The 21,217-nt window shown below is 48.1% G+C and carries 19 protein-coding genes and 4 tRNA genes; 8 read left to right on the plus strand and 15 right to left on the minus strand.

All coding sequences use genetic code 11. The features are described 5' to 3' along the window. Positions 1–3: 3 nt before the first annotated feature. Positions 4–1,422: a TIGR03016 family PEP-CTERM system-associated outer membrane protein gene (locus AC5SV9_RS17945; RefSeq protein ID WP_475149141.1), complete on the plus strand. Its 1,419-nt coding sequence runs from the start codon at positions 4–6 to the stop codon at positions 1,420–1,422. A 27-nt stretch (positions 1,423–1,449) separates the two neighbouring features. Here the strand turns inward: AC5SV9_RS17945 and AC5SV9_RS17950 are convergent, their stop codons facing one another. Then, positions 1,450–2,445 carry an XrtA/PEP-CTERM system-associated ATPase gene (locus AC5SV9_RS17950; protein WP_475149144.1) on the minus strand — a complete coding sequence of 332 codons (996 nt, stop codon included), beginning with the start codon at positions 2,443–2,445 and terminating at the stop codon, positions 1,450–1,452. Between the two features lie 342 nt (positions 2,446–2,787). On the opposite strand from AC5SV9_RS17950, the gene AC5SV9_RS17955 reads away from it, so the two are divergent. From AC5SV9_RS17955 to AC5SV9_RS17970, 4 genes are all read left to right on the plus strand, one after another. Continuing rightward, a tRNA-Ala gene (locus AC5SV9_RS17955) sits at positions 2,788–2,863 on the plus strand. Between the two features lie 14 nt (positions 2,864–2,877). Beyond that, positions 2,878–2,953, plus strand: a tRNA-Glu gene (locus AC5SV9_RS17960). Between the two features lie 33 nt (positions 2,954–2,986). Continuing rightward, positions 2,987–3,062, plus strand: a tRNA-Glu gene (locus AC5SV9_RS17965). A gap of 28 nt (positions 3,063–3,090) precedes the next feature. Beyond that, positions 3,091–3,166, plus strand: a tRNA-Glu gene (locus AC5SV9_RS17970). An 80-nt stretch (positions 3,167–3,246) separates the two neighbouring features. Here AC5SV9_RS17970 and AC5SV9_RS17975 read toward each other — a convergent pair. After that, entirely contained in the window at positions 3,247–3,834 is a 588-nt protein-coding gene (locus AC5SV9_RS17975) for an arylesterase (protein WP_475149146.1), read from the minus strand. Between AC5SV9_RS17975 and AC5SV9_RS17980 the strand changes: the two genes are divergently transcribed. Together AC5SV9_RS17980 and AC5SV9_RS17985 are read left to right on the plus strand one after the other, a co-directional pair. Then, a complete protein-coding gene (locus tag AC5SV9_RS17980) occupies positions 3,833–4,543 on the plus strand; it encodes an ABC transporter ATP-binding protein (protein ID WP_475149148.1) in 711 nt (236 codons plus the stop codon). The genes AC5SV9_RS17975 and AC5SV9_RS17980 overlap by 2 nt on opposite strands. Then, positions 4,533–7,019, plus strand: coding sequence for an ABC transporter permease (locus AC5SV9_RS17985; protein ID WP_475149151.1), 2,487 nt, complete (start codon positions 4,533–4,535; stop codon positions 7,017–7,019). Before AC5SV9_RS17980 ends, AC5SV9_RS17985 begins: the two co-directional genes overlap by 11 nt. Here the strand turns inward: AC5SV9_RS17985 and AC5SV9_RS17990 are convergent. The 5 genes from AC5SV9_RS17990 to AC5SV9_RS18010 form a co-directional block, all read right to left on the minus strand. Continuing rightward, positions 7,008–7,916 (minus strand): TIGR01777 family oxidoreductase, encoded by a 909-nt coding sequence (locus tag AC5SV9_RS17990; protein WP_475149153.1) that lies wholly within the window; start codon positions 7,914–7,916, stop codon positions 7,008–7,010. The genes AC5SV9_RS17985 and AC5SV9_RS17990 overlap by 12 nt on opposite strands. Positions 7,917–7,961: 45 nt before the next feature. Further along, a complete protein-coding gene (folX, locus tag AC5SV9_RS17995; RefSeq protein ID WP_475149154.1) occupies positions 7,962–8,327 on the minus strand; it encodes a dihydroneopterin triphosphate 2'-epimerase in 366 nt (121 codons plus the stop codon). An 87-nt stretch (positions 8,328–8,414) separates the two neighbouring features. Then, positions 8,415–9,725 (minus strand): ATP-binding protein, encoded by a 1,311-nt coding sequence (locus AC5SV9_RS18000; protein WP_475149157.1) that lies wholly within the window; start codon positions 9,723–9,725, stop codon positions 8,415–8,417. Position 9,726: 1 nt separating this feature from the next. Next, positions 9,727–10,404, minus strand: coding sequence for a response regulator transcription factor (locus AC5SV9_RS18005; RefSeq protein ID WP_134055564.1), 678 nt, complete (start codon positions 10,402–10,404; stop codon positions 9,727–9,729). Beyond that, positions 10,404–10,661 carry a PepSY domain-containing protein gene (locus AC5SV9_RS18010; RefSeq protein ID WP_475149160.1) on the minus strand — a complete coding sequence of 86 codons (258 nt, stop codon included), beginning with the start codon at positions 10,659–10,661 and terminating at the stop codon, positions 10,404–10,406. The genes AC5SV9_RS18005 and AC5SV9_RS18010 overlap by 1 nt, the downstream gene beginning before the upstream one ends. Before the next feature lie 356 nt (positions 10,662–11,017). Between AC5SV9_RS18010 and AC5SV9_RS18015 the strand changes: the two genes are divergently transcribed. Next, positions 11,018–11,332, plus strand: a complete 315-nt coding sequence (locus AC5SV9_RS18015) for a ComEA family DNA-binding protein (RefSeq protein WP_475149163.1) — start codon at positions 11,018–11,020, stop codon at positions 11,330–11,332. Positions 11,333–11,353: 21 nt separating this feature from the next. Here the strand turns inward: AC5SV9_RS18015 and AC5SV9_RS18020 are convergent, their stop codons facing one another. The 8 genes from AC5SV9_RS18020 to AC5SV9_RS18055 form a co-directional block, all read right to left on the minus strand. After that, a complete protein-coding gene (locus AC5SV9_RS18020; RefSeq protein ID WP_475149165.1) occupies positions 11,354–12,574 on the minus strand; it encodes an EAL and HDOD domain-containing protein in 1,221 nt (406 codons plus the stop codon). A 103-nt stretch (positions 12,575–12,677) separates the two neighbouring features. After that, complete coding sequence (gene putP / locus AC5SV9_RS18025; protein ID WP_475149167.1) at positions 12,678–14,186, minus strand: sodium/proline symporter PutP; 1,509 nt, start codon at positions 14,184–14,186, stop codon at positions 12,678–12,680. Between the two features lie 187 nt (positions 14,187–14,373). After that, positions 14,374–16,041: a BatD family protein gene (locus AC5SV9_RS18030; RefSeq protein ID WP_475149169.1), complete on the minus strand. Its 1,668-nt coding sequence runs from the start codon at positions 16,039–16,041 to the stop codon at positions 14,374–14,376. Beyond that, positions 16,035–17,849: a vWA domain-containing protein gene (locus AC5SV9_RS18035; protein ID WP_475149171.1), complete on the minus strand. Its 1,815-nt coding sequence runs from the start codon at positions 17,847–17,849 to the stop codon at positions 16,035–16,037. Before AC5SV9_RS18035 ends, AC5SV9_RS18030 begins: the two co-directional genes overlap by 7 nt. Beyond that, a complete protein-coding gene (locus tag AC5SV9_RS18040; protein ID WP_475149172.1) occupies positions 17,839–18,831 on the minus strand; it encodes a vWA domain-containing protein in 993 nt (330 codons plus the stop codon). Before AC5SV9_RS18040 ends, AC5SV9_RS18035 begins: the two co-directional genes overlap by 11 nt. After that, the gene (locus AC5SV9_RS18045; RefSeq protein WP_475149175.1) at positions 18,824–19,309 is read right to left on the minus strand and encodes a DUF4381 domain-containing protein; all 486 of its coding nucleotides are present in this window, start codon (positions 19,307–19,309) and stop codon (positions 18,824–18,826) included. The genes AC5SV9_RS18040 and AC5SV9_RS18045 overlap by 8 nt, the downstream gene beginning before the upstream one ends. Continuing rightward, a complete protein-coding gene (locus tag AC5SV9_RS18050; RefSeq protein WP_475149176.1) occupies positions 19,302–20,243 on the minus strand; it encodes a DUF58 domain-containing protein in 942 nt (313 codons plus the stop codon). The genes AC5SV9_RS18045 and AC5SV9_RS18050 overlap by 8 nt, the downstream gene beginning before the upstream one ends. A gap of 1 nt (position 20,244) precedes the next feature. Then, a complete protein-coding gene (locus AC5SV9_RS18055) occupies positions 20,245–21,198 on the minus strand; it encodes an AAA family ATPase (protein ID WP_134055544.1) in 954 nt (317 codons plus the stop codon). Positions 21,199–21,217 lie beyond the last annotated feature (19 nt).

Raw genomic sequence — 21,217 nt, forward strand, 5'->3', positions numbered from 1 at the left:
GCGTTGTCGCCTAATATTGAACTGCTTTTCAATAGCAAGCATTTGCAGACAGCGCTTGACTGGCGGCAAAAGCATATTTTTTATGACGACAAACAGCGTGACGACAGATCGTTAGATTACATTAACTTTAACAACCGGTTATCGGCATTTGATAACCGGTTGATGTGGACGGTTAACGCCAGTGAAAGTTATCGGATTCGCAATTCGCAGCGCGGTATCTTTGCTGATGAAATCACTGGTTTTTCAGATTTAAGTAAGACCCGTAATTTGGGAACTTCACTGGCAGTTAGAACCGCTCCTCACCGTGATACTCAAAGTGCATTAAGTCTAACCGCCCGGAAAATTGACTCGGAACGTCCAGACAATGATGATGCGTTGGGGAATTTCAGCAACGAATTTTATGCTGCGGATTTTGCAATTGGCAAGCGTAGGCGTGATAGCGCATTTTACTGGCAACTTAACAGCCGTTATTCAGAAAGTGCCAGAGATGCAGGAAATGATTTGACGTCTGAGAGCGCTGATCTGACCGTCGGAGTTCCAGTGTTACGCAAGTTAGCCTGGATTAGCAGAGCACGATATGAAAATAACGACCTTTTTACAAACTACACTAATAAGTTCCGTTCTGTCGGAACAGGATTAGAATATCGCTTTGGTAATGTTTCTTATGTGAATGCCACTTATAACTGGTATCGACAGCAGCAGTTGCTGGAAGAGGAAGACAGTTACTGGGCTTTTGACATGTTGTTGGCACCTACGCGACGAACCTCTTTGCAGGTTACCGTAGATCGCCGTTATTACGGCCGGTCAGTTGAAGTAGCGGGCAGTTATCGCTTACAGCGATTATCCGCAAGACTAACCTATAATGAGCGTGTCACTGTTACCAATGGGCTTGATCAGATATTTAACGATTTAGGGTTGTTTGTCTGCCCTGGCGCATTTAGCGATATTACTGATTGTTTCGTTCCCCCGTCTGCGAATTATCAGCTGTTACCCGGTGAGTCATTACAGAACTTTGTCGAAACAGATATCGAGATCAGTGAAAATGTGGTTTTGCGAAAAGGCGGATCTTTTAGTCTGGCTTATGACCGGAATCGACTGGCGCTAGGGTTAAACTTGCGCCGTACAGAAGATGAGTATGTTGAAAGCAACCGGCTGAACAAGACTAAAGGGGCATCTTTGAATGCAAGCTGGAGGTTAACGCCGCTGATGACATTAACATCAGAGATAAATTTTTATGAAATAGAATACTCTCTGGAAGACCGTAAAGATAAAAATCTTCAGTTTAAAGGCGGACTGAAGGTTGAACTGAATGAGCATTCAGATATTTCAGTCAATCTCAGGCGTGTAGAGCGGGATTCAAATCAGCAGCAGTTCGATTTGCAGGAAAACCGGGTTTGGTTGAGCTACGCATATCAGTTTTGATACTGATATGCGTAGCTCAATACAATATCAATCTAACGGTTTGCTTTCTTTATGCTGCAATACTCTTTGCTGTTTCTTCAACAGCTCATCCATCTCTTGCAGCAACTTTAGTTTCTCTTCAATCATGGAATTTAGCGCCGTAGAAACATTTTGGCTTATGCCTGCGTTATCTGCAGCAGGCGCAGGTTGCACTGGTTCTGAAGGATGCAGATTAGCAACCTCCTGATTAATTTCCGCAATAACAAGTTGTACATCATCAGTGTTCAACTGTTTTTTGTCTTCGAGATAGCCGTACAGCAGTACTCTGTCCATCAGGGTATTTATTTTACGCGGAATACCTCTGCTTTGTTGGTGAATAAACGGATAGCAGTCATCATTGATTATTGAGCTGTCAGCGCCGGCTTGTTGTAAGCGGTATTGAATATAGGCTTTAGTATCATCCGGTTGAAGAGCCGATAAATTTGACGACGCAATAATCCGTTGTCTGAACTGCTCCATATCCGGCGACTGAATAATGGCATTTAGCTCATTCTGCCCCAATAAGAAGCTTTGTAGCAGTGGCTTGCCGTTAAACTGAAAGTTAGACAACATGCGCAGCTCTTCAATAGATGCCAGTGGCAAATTTTGCGCTTCGTCTACCAGTAGTAAAGCGCGACGGTGCTGAGCATGCAGCCTTTTAAGATAGCTGTATATGGCATCAAGATAGCTGGCTTTCGTATGTTCTGTCACGACCAGATTAAAGCTCGATGCCACCATACGAATCAGATCGTCCGGCTCCAGTTTAGATGTGACGATTTGCTTGGCAATAATTTCATCTTGATTGAGCTGGTTTAGCAACTGGTTTGCAATAGTAGTTTTACCAGTGCCTACGTCGCCGGTGATGACAATAAATCCTTCGCCCTGAGACAGACCGTATTGAAGATAGGCGAGAGCACGCTTATGTAGCTTACTGGCGTAAAACCAGTTCGGGGTAGGGGTAAGTTGAAAAGGCCGTTCCCTGAATCCATAGTACTTCTCGTACATAGCTTATAATCCTTTAGCAAAGTTCAGCAGCAGTGTTGCTGAGGTCAACGTTAGCGATAGTCTATACAAAAACACGTATGAACACGACATTCTGTGGCAGCTACAGCGGTAGTTTTTTCTTGATGGCGCAAAATATGTGTAAGTTCTGTGGTGGTGTTAGCAGATTAAGCCATTCTAAAAACAGCTTATTTTTGTCAGTTTTGCTGGTTAATTCATCGTTGCGTTTAAAAAGTGTCCGAACAAACAAGGTGGCAGAAAAAACTGTTGACACATTTTCGGTGGCACCCTAGAATGCGCCCCGTGTTCAGCGCTAATGCAAGTTAGCGAAAAACATAAAAGTGTGGGGCTATAGCTCAGCTGGGAGAGCGCTTGCATGGCATGCAAGAGGTCAGCGGTTCGATCCCGCTTAGCTCCACCAAGATTTTTTAGTGCGTCCCCTTCGTCTAGAGGCCTAGGACACCGCCCTTTCACGGCGGTAACAGGGGTTCGAATCCCCTAGGGGACGCCAATAAATCTGCACTTTTTGAATGAATGTTTTTGCGTCCCCTTCGTCTAGAGGCCTAGGACACCGCCCTTTCACGGCGGTAACAGGGGTTCGAATCCCCTAGGGGACGCCACTTCATCATTCTGTTTTACTGTTACTGTGTCCCCTTCGTCTAGAGGCCTAGGACACCGCCCTTTCACGGCGGTAACAGGGGTTCGAATCCCCTAGGGGACGCCACTTCCGCGTCAAAGCTTTTAAATATCACAAATCTATTTTCTCAGAAATAATCTGCAGCAGGCTTGCAGTTGAATCATTGTTTAGTCAGGTTCAAAATCGGCTAATAGCCTTCCAACAAATTCGCTGATGAATGGCTGCGCTTCGCTGTTGGGGTGTATACCGTCTCCCAGCATTAAATCGCTTTTAACGGCAATCTCGTCCATAAAAAATGGCCATAGTGTTATTTGATGTTTTTCAGCCAGTTGCGGATATATTCCACTAAATTGTTGTCCATAACGAGGTCCATAGTTCGGTGGTATACGTATTTGCATTAGCACTGGTGCCGCTTTATGCTGCTTAACCAATGTGATGATTTCATTTAAATTGGACTCAATAGTATCAATAGCATGACCACGTAATCCATCGTTGCCACCTAGTTCGATTAGTACGGCATCAGGTTGATGCTGCTGCAGTAGAGCTGGTAGGCGTGCAACACCGCCGGCTGTTGTTTCACCGCTGATACTGGCATTAATTAATTGCCAATCAGTGCGTTGTTGCAGCAGATAAGGCCAGCCTTGTTGCTGTTGCATGCCGTAGGCTGCACTTAAACTGTCGCCAAGAATAAGCAGTTTCTGTGCCTGGCTAATCTGGCTGAAAAATACGAGCACAAAGAAGAAGATAATACGCATGATGACAACACCTGAAGTTCACATTAAAGCAGCTAATTTGGCTAAGAGCGTCAAAGTAGCAGATGGTTCCTTAACTATCCTGCATGATATCAGTCTGACGATCAATCATGGTGAAAGCGTAGCGATTGTTGGCGCTTCCGGTTCGGGTAAATCCACTTTGCTTAGCTTGCTGGCCGGTTTAGACACACCGAGCAACGGAGAGGTTTTTCTGAGGCAGCACCCTTTGCACAAATTGTCTGAAGATGAGCGGGCCGGAATAAGGGCCTCTGAAGTCGGGTTTGTGTTTCAGTCTTTTTTGTTGCTGCCAAGCCTGACCGCGCTGGAGAATGTTACGTTGCCAGCTGAGCTTGCTGGAATAAAAGATGCTAAAGCACGCGGCACTGCATTACTGCAGCAGGTTGGTTTAGCTGCCCGGGCAGATTTTTTCCCGTCACAGTTATCAGGAGGGGAGCAGCAACGTGTTGCGATAGCTCGAGCATTTATTACGCAGCCTGCCGTCCTGTTTGCCGATGAGCCATCCGCTAATCTGGATGCACAAACGGGGAAAAAAGTAGAAGATCTGCTGTTTAAACTCAATAAAGAGCAGGGTACTACGCTCATCCTGGTCACCCACAATGCAGAGCTTGCAGCACGCTGCCAGAGACAATATCAGATGCAGGCCGGTCGATTTGTCAATGCAGATGACAAGGGGCTGGCTGATGTGGGTTAACATAGCGTGGCGATTGTTCTGGCGGGAGCTACGTCGTGGAGAGCTCTGGGTTATCGGCTTTGCACTGTTTCTTGCTGTTGGCTCAGTGGTCAGTTTGAGTGGTATTACTCAAAGCGTAAATAGTGCGCTTAAACAACGCAGTGCGCATTTTTCGGCTGCAGACAGGGTATTAAGATCCAGCCAGCCTTTTGATACAGAAGTTATTACGCAAGCCTTAGCGAAAGATCTGAAGGTCTCCCGTCAGATGCAGTTCGATTCTATGCTGTTTGCTGGCGATAAGATGCAGTTAGCCACTATTAAAGCGGTTGATGACAGCTACCCACTGCGAGGCGAGCTGCGCTTAAACCGCTCCTCAGTAGCCGGTGTTGGGGATGCTGTACCAATCCTGCCAGGCGAAGTTTACTTCGAAGCCCGCTTGTTCGATTTGCTTAAGCTTAAAGTTGGTGACAAGGTTGAACTCGGTATGTCCCGCTTAACTGTGGCAGGCGTTATTACCGAGGAGCCTGATGCGCCGCTGAGTGTGTTTGGCGGAGCACCACGGGTACTAATGCACCTTAGTGACGTGGCTGCAACAGAAATTGTTCAACCGGGAAGTCGTATTGCTTACCGCTATTTATTTGCCGGTACTGAGCAGCAGCTAAGTCAGTTTGAAGACCTGATGCAGCCGCAGCTTACCGCACATCAACGCTGGCAGAAACTGGATAACCAGTCTGCAATAGGTGGGGCTTTGCAACGCGCTGAACGGTTTCTATTGCTGTCAGGCTTGCTTGGGATTGTACTGGCAGCTTGTGCTGCGGCTGTAGCTGCGAGCCGCTACAGCCAGCGCCATACTCAGTCTGTGGCGGTTATTAAGGCTCTGGGCGCGACAACGCGGCAAATCAGACTGATTTATGGTGGTCACCTGTTGCTTGTAGTCGGATTTAGTCTGGTCTGTGGCATTATTGCCGGCCAGCTTGCCATTGAAGCTGCCCAGTTTGGGATCCAATATTATTTAGGCGATTTTCGTAGTGCGTTCAGCTGGAGACCGATATGGCTTGGCAGCCTGACCTGTGTGATTTGTGCGATGTTATTTGCAGCCAGGCCCATGTGGCGTCTTGCGGGTACGGCGGCGATTGCGGTACTGAAAAATTCTACTCTTAAGTTGGAGCTCGATAAGCTGCAGTTGCTAATAGGGGCCTTGGCTATCTGGGCGCTGATGTGGCTGTTTAGCGGTGAGTTTCTGCTAAGTATTGGCTTGTTTTTATTATGCGCGCTTTTTGCAGCGCTACTGATGTCTGTGGCAGCGTTGCTGGTTAAGCTGGCTAAACCGGTAGCTGCCGGGCAAAGCAGTGCAAGGCGGCTTGCATTGGCCAATCTGCGCCGGCGGCTGTGGGCGAACAGTTTTCAGCTAATTACCTTTAGTCTAGCTATCTTCCTGACTTTGCTGTTGTACTTTCTGCGTGCAGAGCTTATCGGGCAGTGGCAACAGCAGATCCCAGAAGGCGCGCCGAATCAGTTTTTGGTCAATATTACTGAACCGCAGCGTACAGTGCTCAATCAGTTTGCCGCTGAGCACAACCTTGTTATAGGGCGATATTATCCTGTAGTACGGGGCAGGTTGGTGTCTGTTAATGATGAGCAGCTGCAGCAGGAAGCAACGAAAGAGCAACGTTCAGAGCAACGGGTTGGTATTGGTCGTGAACTTAATCTGACCTGGCTGGCGCAGCTACCCGATAACAATCAGGTAGTGTCTGGGGCCTGGTTTGACGCAGAGAGTAAAGCGCAGGTTTCGGTTGAAAGTGAAATAGCCCAAAGGCTAGATATCAAGCTTGGCGATATGCTGGCGTTTTCTGTCGGCGGTCAGCAACTTAGCGCAACAGTCACCAGTATCCGTAAAGTGGACTGGAATAGCCTGCAGCCCAATTTTTATATGATTTTAAGCCCCGATGTACTGGCAGACTTTCCCGCTACCTATATCACGGCGTTTTATCTGCAGCCTGAGCAAAGTTTGCTGCTTAATCAGCTGGCCAGGTTAATGCCGACAGTAACTGTTATCAGTGTTGATAATATTATTCAGCAGGTAAACAGTATTATCAGTCAGGTGACGATTGCCCTTAGCTTTATTTTGCTCATTATATGCTGCGCTGCGGCATTGGTATTGGTTGCGCAGGTGCAGGCTACGCTGGAACAACGTGAACAGGAGTTGGCAATCTTGCGTACGTTAGGAGCGCGCCATACCTTTTTACGCAATGCCTTGCTATTAGAGTTTTCGCTGCTAGGTGGATTAGCAGGCCTATTTGCTACTGTATTGGCAGAGCTGATGCTTTTTATTGTGCAACAAAGAGCGTTTGACCTGCCATTTACATTACATTACACGCTGTGGTGGTTAGGGCCGGCACTGGGTATTGTTTTGGTGACAACGCTTGGATGGTTGCAGCTGAAGCGTTTAATGCGTATCCCTGGTGCTGTACTGATAAGACGGGTGCTACAAAGCTGAACGCCGGGATAGTAAATTGTTTAGTGCTGGCTCCAGTTCAGTATATTGGAACTGATAGCCGGCCTTCGTCAAGTTTGCCGGTATTACCCGTTGCCCATCAAGCAGCAATGTTGCCATTTCACCCAGCAATAAATTTAATATAAAAGCGGGTACGGGCAATAAGGCAGGGCGGTGCAGAACTTTTGCCAGTGTCAGGCTGAACTGTGTATTGGTAACCGGGGTGGGGGCAGTTGCATTGAAGACGCCCTGTAAAGTCGGATGAAGCAGCAAGAATTCAATAATCTGTACTATGTCATCAATATGCACCCATGACATGTACTGCTGACCACTACCTATTTTACCGCCAAGCCCAAGTTGAAATGGCGGTAGCATTTTTTTCAGGGCACCTCCATTTTTCGCCAGCACTACGCCAGTACGTAACAGACAGACCCGCGTTTGTGGGCTTGCCGCCTCCTGAGCGACTGCTTCCCACTGTTTACATAGCTGATGGGGAAAGTCGTCATGGACATGGCTAAAGTCCTCACTGATAAGCTGAGCCTGCTGGGCGCCATAAAAACCTATTGCGGAACCACTTATCAATACCTGGGGAGGCGTTGAAGCACGGTTAATTGCGTTTGCAAGGGCAGTGGTACACTGCCAACGGCTATTACATAAAGTGTGCTTTTGCTGTGTTGACCAGCGTTTGCCGACTATAGGTTCGCCGGCAAGGTTTATTACAGCGCTGACAGCATTAAAATCTACATCTTCCAAACTGTCTACTGCCGTAACACCTTCCCCAAAGCGTGTGGTCACGCTCTTGGGAGAGCGGCTTAATATTGTCAGTTTATAGTGATTTTGCCATCGCTTAACCAGCGCACTGCCAATCAGACCGGTGCCACCGGTTATCAGTATATGCATTTAGGATGTTATCCTGATACGGAGCCAAGGTGATAAGTATAGAGCTTATTTGTTTACAGACAGCGTTAATGATACTGAATCCGCAAACCGAAGCGCATGGGGCTTGTCTATTTCAACTTCCGCATAATTTACTGAAACGTGTTCTGCCGCAATTGCCAGCACATCAGCAGTCAGTTTTTCCAGCAGTGAGAAACGCTGATTTTCAACCAGTGCAATAATTTTTTTAGTAATGGTTCTGTAGTTCAGTGCGTTATCCATATTATCTGTGTTAGCTGCATTTGCGGCACTGTATTTGATTAACGCATTAATAATCACATCTTGCTTATTGTTAATTTCATCTTCTTTTATACCAATATAGGTACGCAAACGCAGATTTTTTATTTTGATTATCGCAGGATTATTCAGATCCATTATCTATTCCTAACATCACAGTTTTTGTTGTCTATATTACGCGCAAGAAATGATTTCGATCATCACATCGCTAGATCAAATTGTCATTCAGCTAAGATATACAGTAAAGCGTGCACCGCCCAACTCACTATCGTCAATTTCCAGAGTACCAGAATAGGATTGAACTAATTCTGCAACAATAGCAAGGCCGACACCATGTCCTTCCTGATAAGTGTCCAGTCTGGTTCCGCGTTCAAATAGGGCTTGCCGTTTCTCTTGTGGCACACCTGGGCCGTCATCTTCAATACACAACATTAAATGCTGCGACTGTTTTATCGTTACCGCGACCTGCTGCCGGCAAGCTTTACAAGCGTTGTCCATTAGGTTGCCGAGAATTTCCATCAAATCGGTTTCATCCCCTCTGAAGGCGCATTGCTCCGCACATTCAATGTTTATAGCCAGGTTTTTGTCGCGGTATATTTTGCTCAGCGCAGAAACCAGTTTCTCCAGGCGGGGCTTAATTTCAATTTGCTTTTTCCAAACATCCTGACCGGAACTGGCTGCTCTTTTGAGCTGATGTTCGATCATTGATGTGATCCGATCCAGTTGTTCTTTCAGCTCTGGTTGTTGGCTAAGTGCGGAGGTCTGCAATACCGCAACCGGCGTTTTCAGCGCATGCGCCAGGTCACTTAGATGGTGGCGATAGCGCTGTTTTTGCCGGTTTTGGTTTGCCAGCAGTAAATTTAAATCTTCTTTAATAATACTGAGCTCGGCGGGGTAGCGGGCGCTTAACTGCTCCTGACTGCCATTTTCAACGCGGCGTATTTCGTGGTCAAGCCTTGATAACGGTTTGGTTGTCCAGTAATACGCCAGTAACATCAGCAACAGCAGCATTAAACCGATACCGATAAACCACTGAATTAACGTAGCGCGAAATGTTTGCTGAGGGGCGATAAGCCTTTCGTTAGTTTGTACTATATGTACTGTAAGCGGGCGGGTATATTCTTCTGCATCAAACAGTAAAGATATTGATAACACCCAGAAAGAACCACTTGGCTGAATGACCTGGCGAAATAGATGCTCTCCTGGTGGTAACGCTTCTATTGGCGGAACAAAGTGCTGATTAAGTGATGAATCTGACTGCCACACCAGCTCCTGTTCATGCGTAATGTAAGCACTAAGGCCTGAATCAGGACGATAAAAATCAGGCGTTAGCGCATTATTCAGCAGCTCAACTTTGTCTTCTGATACGCTAAGTTCAGACAAAATGGCGTACATATGCACTTCCATCTTTTGTTCAGCGGAGGTGAGCAGTTGGGTGTAAAAAGCACGATCTATTGCAATAAATGAACTTGGCAGCAGAAATAGCAGTAAAAAAATACTGACCAGCATCTGCCGCAGTTTCAAAGATAGTGACATATCAGGCGACGTTCAGGGTGAAACGGTAACCCCTGCCGCGCAGAGTTTCAATGGGTTTATTTTCACCATCTGGGTCGAGCTTTTTCCGCAGACGAAGTACAAACACTTCAATGACGTTACTGTCCAGGTCAAAATCCTGATCGTAAATATGCTCGGTCAGTTCAGTTTTTGAAATAACTTTATTGGGATTCATCATAAAGTACTCAAGTACTTTGTATTCGTAAGCGGTCAAGCTGATTTCATCTTCATTCAACCATACTTGCTGGGTACGGCTGTTCAGCGCAATAGGGCCGGCAGACAAGGTTGGTTCAGGCTGACCTGCAGCCCGACGGATAAGGGCGTTACAGCGTGCCAATAACTCTTCAGTATGAAACGGCTTAGTCAGATAATCATCTGCTCCGGCATCGAGACCCTCAACTTTTTCCTGCCAGCTGCCCCGGGCTGTCAATACGATAATAGGGGTTTTTAACGCTTTCTGGCGGGCTTTACGGATCAAGGTGAGACCATCCATTTTCGGCAAACCAATATCGATAATAGCCAGATCGTAGGGATATTCAGATAACTTGAACCAACCGTCATCGCCATCCATTGCAACATCAACGCTAAACTGTTGCTGCTGTAACTGTTCTTTGATTTGCTGAGCTAACAGATTTTCATCTTCTACAACGAGTAGGCGCATTAAATTCCATCCTTTTTTACCCGGCCGGACTGGCCATCTACTAACACGGTAATTACACGCCCATCTGCCTGTAATACCCGGATCCGGTACTGCTGTTTTTCTGTCTGCACTTTGACTATTTTACCCGGATAACGCTCCTGCGCCAAAGCAGCCGCGCGCTCACGGGTAATTTGCAAAGTATCCTGTATACCTTTAGCTTGAAGCGATATGCTGGCCAGCAGCCCGATAATCAACAGAATAATTCTGGTGCTACGCATTGTTCTCTCCACTTCTTGTCGCGGTACTTTACCTAACTATTTGTGTAGCAGCAATTATCTTGGCTGTTACTTTATTGGGTATTGTCCTTTACTGCAGACATGGTTATTAAATGACACAGGCAAGATTAGGTAAGTCAGACTTAATTCGTGCTGAATACTCTGGCGGGAACCAAATAAATTAAGTTAAAAAATAATTGCAAATGTAAAAATTTTAACTAATTTAATTGTGTTGGCAGTAAAAACTCTCAGCTCCCGGTTGTTTGGTTTGCCTTTTTGGTCACAATGCCAACCCGGAAAAGTCAGGCGGTAGTCAGCGGAGTCAGCAGGGATAGAGAGCTACTTTAAGGACGATAAAAATGAACAAACTTTATTTCGCACTGGGTATGACGCTGTTTACGTTAGCTACGAATGTATGCTTTGCGGAGACCAAAACACCAGCACAGGTTAGCAAAGCTGCTGCTACGGAGCATGCAGCACAAAAAGTCTTTCTGAACACCGCCACGCTTGAGCAGCTTGAAGCCATTCCGGGGCTTGGTAAAAAGAAAGCTCAGGCAGTGCTTGATTATATTGCGCAAAATGGTGCGATAAAAAATGAAACCCAGTTGACGGAAGTCAAAGGCATAGGCGAAAAACTGGCGGCAAAAATAAGCCCGTACGTTAGCTTCAATTAATGAATCTCAAAGCCCCGGAGATCAGTCTCCGAGGGCTTTCATTTGCTCGTTAGCCCACTGCACCGCAGTATGGTAGGAATCCGGTACCTTATCGTTGGGCAGTTGTAACGTATTAATAGCCTGATTTGCTTCTTTCCACTGTGCCTTTTCATAATATTGAATTAGCTGAATATAGTCTGCCAGCACGCCTTTTTTTTCTATCAGTGCTTCTTTAATCTCTTTTGCCAATGGCAGCTTATTCATTACGCTGTCAATCGGTTCATCCAGAATTGCATCCATCAGCGACATTAAGCCTGTAAGGAAAGCCTTTGCTGTATCAACTTTGCCATGCAGCTCAGCAAGGCCTTCAGCAAAACGGGCGCGGGTCATTGACATTCGCATCAGCTCGGCTGGTTTGTCACTGCTTATCTGCGACGTGAACAGCAAGGACAAAAACTTTTTCAGTTCAGCCTGCCCAAGGACGACCAGGGCTTGTTTAATGGTTTCAATTTCTGCACGGCGTTTAAATATTGAAGAATTACTGTAACGTAGTAATTTGTATGATAAATGTACGTCTCGTTGAAAAACTTCTGTAATTTTATTCAGATCCATATCTGATTTTGAGGTTTCGTACAGCAGCTCAGCCAGTGTCATCTGCGCCGGTGCCAGGGCCTTACTTTGCATCATCTCCGGTTTTGAGAAGAAGTACCCCTGAAAGTAGCTAAAGCCCATATCCAACGCCAACTGAAACTCTTCATTGGTTTCAACTTTTTCTGCCAGTAATTTAATATGTGGAAAATCAGTCAACGCCAATTTAATTTCGTTGATAGTATCGGCGGCGGTAGAGCGGAAATCTATTTTGATAATATCAATAAAGGGATAAAAGTGCCGCCATACTCCCTGGTGAATATAGTCATCCAGTGCCAGCACATAGCCTTGCTCTTTTAATTGCTGACATTCTGCCAGCAAACGTTTTCCGGGTTGAATAGTTTCCAGTATTTCTATTACCACCTGCTCTTTGGGCAGCATGCTCGGGTATTTTTTTTGCAACGTATCGAGCGTGAAGTTAATAAAGCCGGGTTTATCGCCGAGAAAGTCATCCAGACCAAAGCTAAATTGACTACCTTCAACCATGCGCGAGGTAGCCTCATCACCATCAACATCAGGAAAAGCATTCTCCAGACCGTCCCGAAACAATAGTTCGTATGCATATAGCTCTTTGTTACGGTCAAGGATAGGTTGGCGAGCGGCGTAAAAATACATAAATGTTCGGTCTCAGAAAATGAACACTAAAATGCTAATCTAGCAAAAATAACTGGCCAGGACACATAATTTTTTGTCGTGTGCTGGCCGGAAAATGCATTTATCAGTGTTTGAGCTCAGTTTGCATTTTTTCAAATACGGATGTGATTTCCGGTGCAGGCGTTTTAGTGAGTTTGCTTACCAGCACAATAAACAAACTGCTGATAATGACTCCCGGCAGAATTTCGTATACCAGAGTGCTTAGGGTGTCGCCGTTTTCAAGCACCGGCGCGTAAATCCAGAAAAGTACTGTGGCAGCACCGCTGATAATACCGCTTAATGCTCCGGCAAATGTCATTCTTTTCCAGTACAGGCTAAATACCACCAACGGGCCAAATGCAGCACCAAAACCAGCCCAGGCGTTACTTACCAATGTCAGGATGGAACTGTCCCTGTCATAAGCCAGTACTATGGCAACCATCGCTACGGCTAATACTGATAACCGGCCAACCAAAACCAGCTCGCGCTGGGACGCGCTGCGATTGACGAAGGTTTTATAAAAGTCTTCTGTCAGTGAGCTTGATGTAACCAGTAGCTGTGAAGAAATGGTGCTCATAATAGCGGCCAGAATCGCCGCAAGTAAAAAGCCGGAAATAAGGGGATGAAACAGGAACTGGGAAAAAATGATAAAGATTGTTTCAGGATCGCTCAGTGTCATCTTAGTATTGGCGACATAAGCAATACCAACCAGGCCTGTCATCACCGCGCCCAGCAGTGTAATGAGCATCCAGCTCATACCGATACGCCGTGCAGCTTTAATATCTTTTACCGAGCGGATGGCCATAAAACGCACAATGATATGTGGCTGGCCAAAATAGCCAAAACCCCAGGACAACAGCGAGATTATACCCAGTGCTGTCAGCGCTGTACCGGTGTTCGCATCGACGAACATATTACTGAAATCCGGGTTGATGCTGTTGACCTGCGACATCACAGACCCCAATCCGCCCAAATGGTCCAGTGCGACCAATGGTACTAACACCAGTGAGACAAACATTATGCAACCCTGTACGAAATCAGTGATACTAACCGCAAGAAAGCCACCAAACAGGGTATAAGCCACCACGACACCGGCAGTGACATAGAGCCCCAGTTCATAGCTTAAACCAAATGAGCTTTCAAACAGCTTGCCACCACCAACAACACCTGACGAGGTGTACAACGTAAAAAACAACACGATAACAACAGATGATACTATACGTAGGGTACGGGTTTTGTCGGCAAAACGGTTTTCAAAGTAATCAGGCAACGTAATAGAATCGTTGGCTACTTCGGTGTAGACCCTTAAACGGGGGGCAACGATGACGTAATTGAGGAAAGCTCCGATCAACAAACCAATGGCTATCCAGCCGCTGCTGATACCCGACAGGTACATTGCGCCTGGTACACCCATCAGCATCCAACCGCTCATGTCTGACGCACCAGCGGACAGTGCTGTCACAGCAGGGCCGAGTTTACGGCCGCCCAGCATATAGCCTGATACATCATCCGTTGACGTTTTATAGCCATATAAACCAATGGCCAACATTACGATAAAATATAACCCTAACGAAATAATAGTGCCTGTTTCCAAAACAGTTTCTCCTTATGACAGCGGCTAAGCTTTGGTTAACGCGGGTCTAACCAAAGCTCAGTACAAAAAAATACCTGATACAGGATCAGGTTTAAAATCAGACTCATGCTAACAAGTTGCGCGCATGCTTACCAGTGTAAAGCGGTAAGCATGCGCTGACAGTGGCTGGATAACTAAGCTTTGGGGCTCATTTGGGGTATAACGGTGGTAGTGATTGTTGTTCGTCAACTGTACTCGTTTTCGCTGCATTAAAATGCTGCCAGGCACGCCAGAGTGCGTCCCCTTGCCAGGTGTTAGCATTATTGCTGTACAGCGCATCGTTAAGGATATCCAGCTGCTGATTCAATTCTTTGGCGTTGACAACGGCTTTTAATTCAGTCAGAGACAAGCACCGTCTGTCCAACTGTTGGTGGCCAAAACGTAACAGCTCAGCTCTGGCGACTACGGCATTATTTTGCTGGCAGGCTTGCTTTAACGCCCGGCTGTCAAAACGCACGCGGCTTGTTATCGTTGCTGCGGGTTGCGGCGGTGTTTTTAATTGCCACAGCAGGTAACCGATAAACAGGCTGATAAACCAAAGTGCGGCAAGAGCACTGCTCAGGTAGTTCCACTGCCACTTTGATACCGGTTGCACGGCAGGTTGTGTTATTTGTTGCACAGGGGAGGGGGTAACAGCGCCTTTTGTATCAGGCCCGGTACTGACTGCAGCAGCGACACCGCTGACCGTCAGTTTACGTGCTGGCAAACTAGCATGCTCAAGCTTACCGGTTTGGCTGTTCCACCAGGGTAAGCTTACTGCGGGTAACTCCAGTTCGCCGGCTTTATTTGCAATTACGGCAGTGGTGAAGACTTTTTGCGCAACTAAGCGGCCATTGCGTTCAGCGCTTTTAGCTTGTGGTTGCTCCTGATACAACCGCAGTCCGTCCGGGAAACCTTGTTTGATTTCAGGTAACTGATTTTCTGCCACATCAACGGCCGACAACGTGATAGTGCGGGTCACCGGTTCACCCTGTTTCAGCTCGGTAATATCCGGGCTCCATTCTTCGGTTAATGTCACCAGACCGGCAACCAGCCAGTCGCCGGGAAAGCTATCCGGTATTGGATTAACCTTTATATCTATCGGCTGAGCCTGCTGAACCACTGTTTTGGTGCGGGCAAAGTAATTATAACGTGCGCTGTCACGGTCTATCATTTCGCCATTAAAAGCCGGTGGCGTAATGGTAAAGCTACCGCTACGCTGCGGCGTTATAGCATAACGGCGGGTAATAGTTCGGTACCGGATACCGTTAACCAGGGCAGAGCTTTCGCTGTCCTGGCCCACCTGGCTGATACTGGCGCCTTCGAGCACCGGCTCTGACAATGAGCCGCGTTGCAGCTCGCCATTAAAATAAATGGTCACGGTGTAATAGCTAAGCTGTTGTACATACAGCTGTTGTTGCTCCATCTTTGCTTCAAGAAACAGCTCTTGCGAGTTACTGCTACTTTTGCTAACACTGCCTTCGAGGATTTTTAATGTAATTGGCGTTGTGCTCAGGCCCTGTAGTGTAAAGGCAGGAATGGTAAATTCGCCGCTTGACTTAGGCAGTAGCACAACCCGCCAACTGGTGCTCTGGCTTGCCTGACCATTAATGATCTGGGTGCTGCTGCTAATTGACGGCACCATGACTGTGAAGTCTTTTTCCAATATACGAAAGCTGATCGCATCCGACGCGACCCGGGCGTCTGCAATCACTTCCAGTGTCACCGCTTCGCCCTGCAGTGCAGGGTTTTTATCTACACTGGCGGTTAATTTAGTCAGTGCCTGTAACGGTAAGCTTAACAGCAGCGCTAAGGCCAGCAGTACACCCTTTACCATTGTTGATCAACTCCTGTTGGCAAACGCTGTTGTTGCCGTTTTAAATATTCCAGATACATTTTATTACGCAGCAACAGGGCTGGGTCGTCCTGCACCTTTCGTAGCAGGTTGTCTAACTGTTGTTGCTCTTCGTCTGTTGCATTTGGCCACGCTTCGCGTATGGCCTGAGTTTGTTCCTGCGCTTCTTCGTCAGCTTCTGATGCCGGTGCAGGCTGGTTTTCCTGTTCACCCTGTTCTGGTTCCGGCGTTTGCTCTGCTTCTGTTTGTTGCTGCTGTTGCCCTTCCTGCTCAGAGGCATCGTTGGCGTTGTTTTCGCTATCTGAACTGTTGTCACTGTTTGAACTACTGTCAGATTGCTGTTGCTCATCTCCCTGCTTTTGCTGCTGATCCTGCTGGTTTTTCTGTTGCTTCTGCTGCTCCTGCTGCTGTTGTTGTTGCTGCAGTAATTGCTGCATTAACTGAGCATTTTGAGCGGCAGGGGAGAAGTCGGGGGCCAGTTCCATTGCTTGCTGATAAGCGGCCAGTGCGTCTTCATAGCGCTGCTGCTGAGCCAGGCTGTTACCGAGATTATGGTAGGCGTCAGCCGTTGGAGTTTGCGCTGTTGCACTGCGATAGGCTTGTTCTGCCTGCTGAAAGTCACCGTTGCGGTAGGCAGCATTGCCTTGCCATAGCGGCTGGGTAAATTTCTGCTGCGCGCTGGTATAGTCACCTTGCTGATAATCCTGCTGTGCTTGTTGCTGGCGTGTTTGCCACAAGTCACGCCATTCAAAAGCATGTGAGGGAGCAGGGAATAACATTACCAGGCCAACGGCCAGCAGACTGCTGTATTTTCGGTTTAGCAGCAGAAGAGGTAATAACAACCACACCAGATAAATCGCATTATCCTGCCATTGATCACCCTGGATCTGCTTAGTGGTGTCGGCCTGATCCAGTGCAGACAGTGGCGGCAGGTTAATAATGTCGTTTAGCATGCCGCCGGTGGTGCTGGCCTGGGTGTAAACACCACCGCTTTGCCTGGCGAGCGTCGCCAGTTGGGGCTGCGGCAGTTTGGGTATCACAACAGCTCCGGTAGCAGTTTTGAGCAGCTCACCATTTTCCAGTTGTACCGGTGCGCCGTCTTCGGTACCAAAACCCAGCACGGACAAGCGGTGTGGCCAGTTATTTATCAGATCCTGTAGTTCGCGGAAACTGTTGTTATCAAAACCATCGGTAAACACGACAACATCGCCGCGCGGATATCCTGCCTGGCGCAATAATTTGTCGGCCTGTTGTAAAGCGGCTACCAGGTTCGACCCCTGAACCGGCATAATTTCTGGTTTGAGATCCGGAATGAGTAAGCGGATATTATTATGATCCGGTGTCAGCGGAGAGATCACAAAGGCATCGCCAGCGAAGCTTAGTAACGCCAGCTCACCTTCGCGCAGTTGATCAGTAAAATCAAGTGCCGCAAAACGCATCTGTGTCAGCCGATCGGGGGCCATGTCGGTTGCACGCATCGACATTGACATATCCAGTACCAGAACTGTGGCTTTTTTTAATGCAAAAGCCGGTTGTGGTAGTTTCTGCCAACTTGGGCCTGCCAGGGCAATACTGGTGACCAGCCAGCAACAGAGCAGTAATGGTAGCGCCAGAGGCTGTTTTTTAAGTAAAAGCTGCCCGCCGAGCAAGGCTTGCTGCAAATGCGGAGCAATTAAACTGTGCCAGGGGCTATGCTCGCGGCGGTGGAAATATAACAGGACGGCAAACAGCAACACCGGTAACAGTGACAGCAACCACAACGGGCGTAAAAAATGAAAATCAGCCAGCATGTTTAAATACCCCACGCCAGTTAATACTACGAGCGGCCAGAACAAAGGACAACAGCAAGGCTACAGCCAAGGGCCAGTGCAATAAACTGCGCTGCGGCCGGTACGTCACGCTGTCACGCTCTATAGGTTCAAGCTGGTCAATTAACTGATAAATCTGGTTCAGTTCATTTAAATCACGGGCTCGGAAATAACGGCCTCCGGTATCCTCAGCCAGCTTCGTGAGTAAGCGCTCATCCAGATCCTGAGATGGATTGACGACCCGCTGACCAAACACACTCTGCTGCACCATTTGCTCTGCACCCACGCCAACGGTATGAATTCTTACGCCTGCCGCTTTAGCCAGCTGTAACGCCTCCAGAGGCTGAATATTGCCTGCGGTGTTGGCACCATCGCTGAGCAGGATTAACACCTTGTTTGAACTGTCGTAAGTGTTCAGTCGTTTTACTGCCAGGCCAATCGCCTCGCCGATAGCTGTGCGTGTGCCGACCAAGCGCAGTACGCTATCATCCAGCATCTTTTGCACCGTGACTAAATCGAAGGTCAAAGGCGTCTGTTGATATGCGGCGTCGGCAAATAAGATAAGACCGATCCTATCGCCCTGGCGGCGCTTAATGAAGTCGCTGACCACTGACTTTACGGCATCCAGCCGGTTAACACTTTGTCCCTGATACTGCATGTCGGCAATTTCCATTGAGCCGGATAAATCCAGGGCCAGCATCAGGTCGCGCCCTTGCTGAGGTAGTGTCACCGGCTCACCGAGCCAGCGGGGCTGCGTGGCGGCCAATACCAGCATAAGCCATATTATCATTGCCAATAATGAGCTCAGACTAACGTGTTTACCTTTGCGGCCGGAGGGCTCAGAAGCCAGTCTGGCCAAAGCGGGCAGGGTTAATGCAGCTTCTGTTGTTGCCTGGCGCTTAACCCGCAATAAAAGCGGCATTATCACCAGCACAGCCAACCAAGGGTATCCAAACTCAAGCATGCTTTACCTCCGCCTTGCTCGTTGGCAGGGGCGCTTTGGCCTGATATCCGCTTAGCCAGGCTTTGGCAAACAGATAATATGCCGATTTGGCCTCGGTATTGTCATCCCGCTGGTAAAGCAGCACAGTTAAGTCAGGTAGTGTAGCCTGGCATTGCGTTGCCAACCATTGTTGCCAATGTTTGCTGTCCATACTAAGTGCAGGATGTGCTGGCTGATAGTGCCTCAGTACACGTTTTATTAATTGATTGATTTGAGTGGCGTCATCGCCACTGTGATGCATCTGCTCCAGTAACAGCAACGCCTGCCGTTTTGGTGCGAAGTAACGCCAGCGACCGTAAACACGCAGCGCCAGATAAAGCAGTGCCATGGCCAGCACCGCAATCAGTAACCACCACAAAGGTGCCAATGCAAAGCCAAGTACCAGTTCCGGTTCACTGATATCGGCAAGTTGTGTCAGCGGGGACCCCGGTTCAGCCATACCACTTTCTCTCTAATTGACTCAAGACCGGCTCGGCGGCACTGACCGGCAGCCATTTGCAGCCAAGCTGGTTAAGGTGAAGCTTAAGTTGTTGTTGCATGTCTTGTTGCTGGCGGGCGTAGCGCTGCTGCAAGGCACTACTACCAAGCTCCACATAACCCGTCTGCAGGCCATCACTGACCGCCGCCATGCCATGACTGGTTGTTGGTAGCATCAAATCCAGCGGATCTGTCACCGGGCAACAACTCACTTCATTGTGCTGGCGAATGGCCCGGATATGGCGCAAACCGTCCTGATTAAAATCACTGAAGTCTGACAGTACATAGACCAGGCTGCCGGGGCGCACCAACCGGCGCAGCTGGCTTAAGGCGTCATTCAGTGTCAGGCCGCGGTTGCCGCTATCGGCCTGATGTATTTCGGTCAGCGCATGAAAATAGCGTAATACACCATGGCTGCGGCTTTGCGGTTTTAGCTCGATATGCTGATGCTTGCTAAACACCAGGCCGCCGAGTTTGTCACCACGCTGTTTGACATGCCAGGCAATAAGCGCTGCCAGATGTGCTGCCTGCACTGATTTAAACAGCAGGCTCGAACCAAAATGCATGCTGCTGCTAAGATCCGTCAGTACAAATACCGGCCGCTCTTTTTCTTCACGAAACAACTTGGTGTGCACTTTTCCGGTGCGGGCTGTAACGCGCCAGTCGATGGTGCGTACGTCATCACCATTCTGATAATGACGCACCTCATCAAACTCCATGCCCCGGCCTTTGCTTTTGGCAAGATAAGTGCCTGCCAGTTTACTCTGGATAGCCATTTGCGGCGTTAAGTCGAGTACCTTAGTGTAGCGCTGATACCAAAGTAGCTCTGTCAGGCCAAGGCTAGTGCCCGTTGTACCGTTTTGCAGCCGCCACTGCTGGGGAGACAACTGGTTCATATTAGGCCGACGGCACCAGACGCAGAATTTCACTTAATACGTCATCGGTACTGATCCCTTCAGCTTCAGCTGCATAGGTCAGAATAAGACGATGGCGCAGCGTATTATGGAATACCGCTTGAATGTCATCCGGCGTGACAAAATCCCGGCCTGCCAGCCAGGCTTTAGCTCGGGCACAACGTTCTACCGCAATGGTTGCCCTTGGGCTGGCGCCGTAGCCAATCCAGCTTGCCAGTTTATCACTGTATGCACTGGCATTGCGGGTGGCCATAATCAGCTGCACGATATACTGTTCCAGGCTGTCTGCCATATGTAGCTGTAAAATAGCTTTACGGGCAGCAAAAATGTCGTTTTGGCTGATTGGAGATACCGCATTCTGTTCGCCGCTCAATGCCTCACCGCGGGTAAGCTTTAAAATAGCCAGTTCTGTTGCGGCATCAGGGTAATCTACTTTCAGGTGCAGCAAGAAACGGTCGAGCTGAGCTTCCGGCAACGGATAAGTCCCTTCCTGCTCCAGCGGGTTTTGTGTTGCCATCACTAAAAACAATTCTGGCAACGGGTAAGTATGGCGGCCAACAGTAACCTGCTTTTCTGCCATTGCTTCAAGTAGTGCTGACTGCACCTTTGCCGGTGCCCGGTTTATCTCATCGGCCAGAATAATATGGTGGAACAACGGGCCGCTTTGAAATTCGAACTGGCCGGTTTCCGGACGGTAGATATCGGTACCGGTTAAATCGGCGGGCAATAAGTCTGGTGTAAACTGAATGCGGTGGAACTGGCCTTCTACACCGTGTGCCAGTGCATTGACAGCACGGGTTTTTGCCAGCCCCGGCGGCCCTTCTACTAATAGGTGGCCATTTGCCAGCAGTGCCAGCAGAATGCCTTCAGTAAGTTCAGATTGACCCAGCACCTGGCTGTCGAGGTAGGCTTTTAAACCAGAAAACGCGTTCACCATAATGTTATCAGTCTTAATT

It is taken from the genome of Rheinheimera sp. ATLC3, from assembly GCF_059429535.1.

Bases quoted from the DNA above. Each gene is read 5' to 3' on its own strand.
- AC5SV9_RS18040 (WP_475149172.1), bottom strand. From the start codon at position 18,831: ATGCTTGAGTTTGGATACCCTTGGTTGGCTGTGCTGGTGATAATGCCG.
- AC5SV9_RS18055 (WP_134055544.1), bottom strand. From the start codon at position 21,198: ATGGTGAACGCGTTTTCTGGTTTAAAAGCCTACCTCGACAGCCAGGTG.
- AC5SV9_RS18010 (WP_475149160.1), bottom strand. From the start codon at position 10,661: ATGCGTAGCACCAGAATTATTCTGTTGATTATCGGGCTGCTGGCCAGC.
- AC5SV9_RS18020 (WP_475149165.1), bottom strand. From the start codon at position 12,574: ATGTATTTTTACGCCGCTCGCCAACCTATCCTTGACCGTAACAAAGAG.
- AC5SV9_RS17985 (WP_475149151.1), top strand. From the start codon at position 4,533: ATGTGGGTTAACATAGCGTGGCGATTGTTCTGGCGGGAGCTACGTCGT.
- AC5SV9_RS18030 (WP_475149169.1), bottom strand. From the start codon at position 16,041: ATGGTAAAGGGTGTACTGCTGGCCTTAGCGCTGCTGTTAAGCTTACCG.
- AC5SV9_RS18015 (WP_475149163.1), top strand. From the start codon at position 11,018: ATGAACAAACTTTATTTCGCACTGGGTATGACGCTGTTTACGTTAGCT.
- AC5SV9_RS18035 (WP_475149171.1), bottom strand. From the start codon at position 17,849: ATGCTGGCTGATTTTCATTTTTTACGCCCGTTGTGGTTGCTGTCACTG.
- AC5SV9_RS17950 (WP_475149144.1), bottom strand. From the start codon at position 2,445: ATGTACGAGAAGTACTATGGATTCAGGGAACGGCCTTTTCAACTTACC.
- AC5SV9_RS18005 (WP_134055564.1), bottom strand. From the start codon at position 10,404: ATGCGCCTACTCGTTGTAGAAGATGAAAATCTGTTAGCTCAGCAAATC.
- AC5SV9_RS17990 (WP_475149153.1), bottom strand. From the start codon at position 7,916: ATGCATATACTGATAACCGGTGGCACCGGTCTGATTGGCAGTGCGCTG.
- AC5SV9_RS18050 (WP_475149176.1), bottom strand. From the start codon at position 20,243: ATGAACCAGTTGTCTCCCCAGCAGTGGCGGCTGCAAAACGGTACAACG.
- AC5SV9_RS18045 (WP_475149175.1), bottom strand. From the start codon at position 19,309: ATGGCTGAACCGGGGTCCCCGCTGACACAACTTGCCGATATCAGTGAA.
- AC5SV9_RS17980 (WP_475149148.1), top strand. From the start codon at position 3,833: ATGATGACAACACCTGAAGTTCACATTAAAGCAGCTAATTTGGCTAAG.
- folX (WP_475149154.1), bottom strand. From the start codon at position 8,327: ATGGATCTGAATAATCCTGCGATAATCAAAATAAAAAATCTGCGTTTG.
- AC5SV9_RS18000 (WP_475149157.1), bottom strand. From the start codon at position 9,725: ATGTCACTATCTTTGAAACTGCGGCAGATGCTGGTCAGTATTTTTTTA.
- AC5SV9_RS17975 (WP_475149146.1), bottom strand. From the start codon at position 3,834: ATGCGTATTATCTTCTTCTTTGTGCTCGTATTTTTCAGCCAGATTAGC.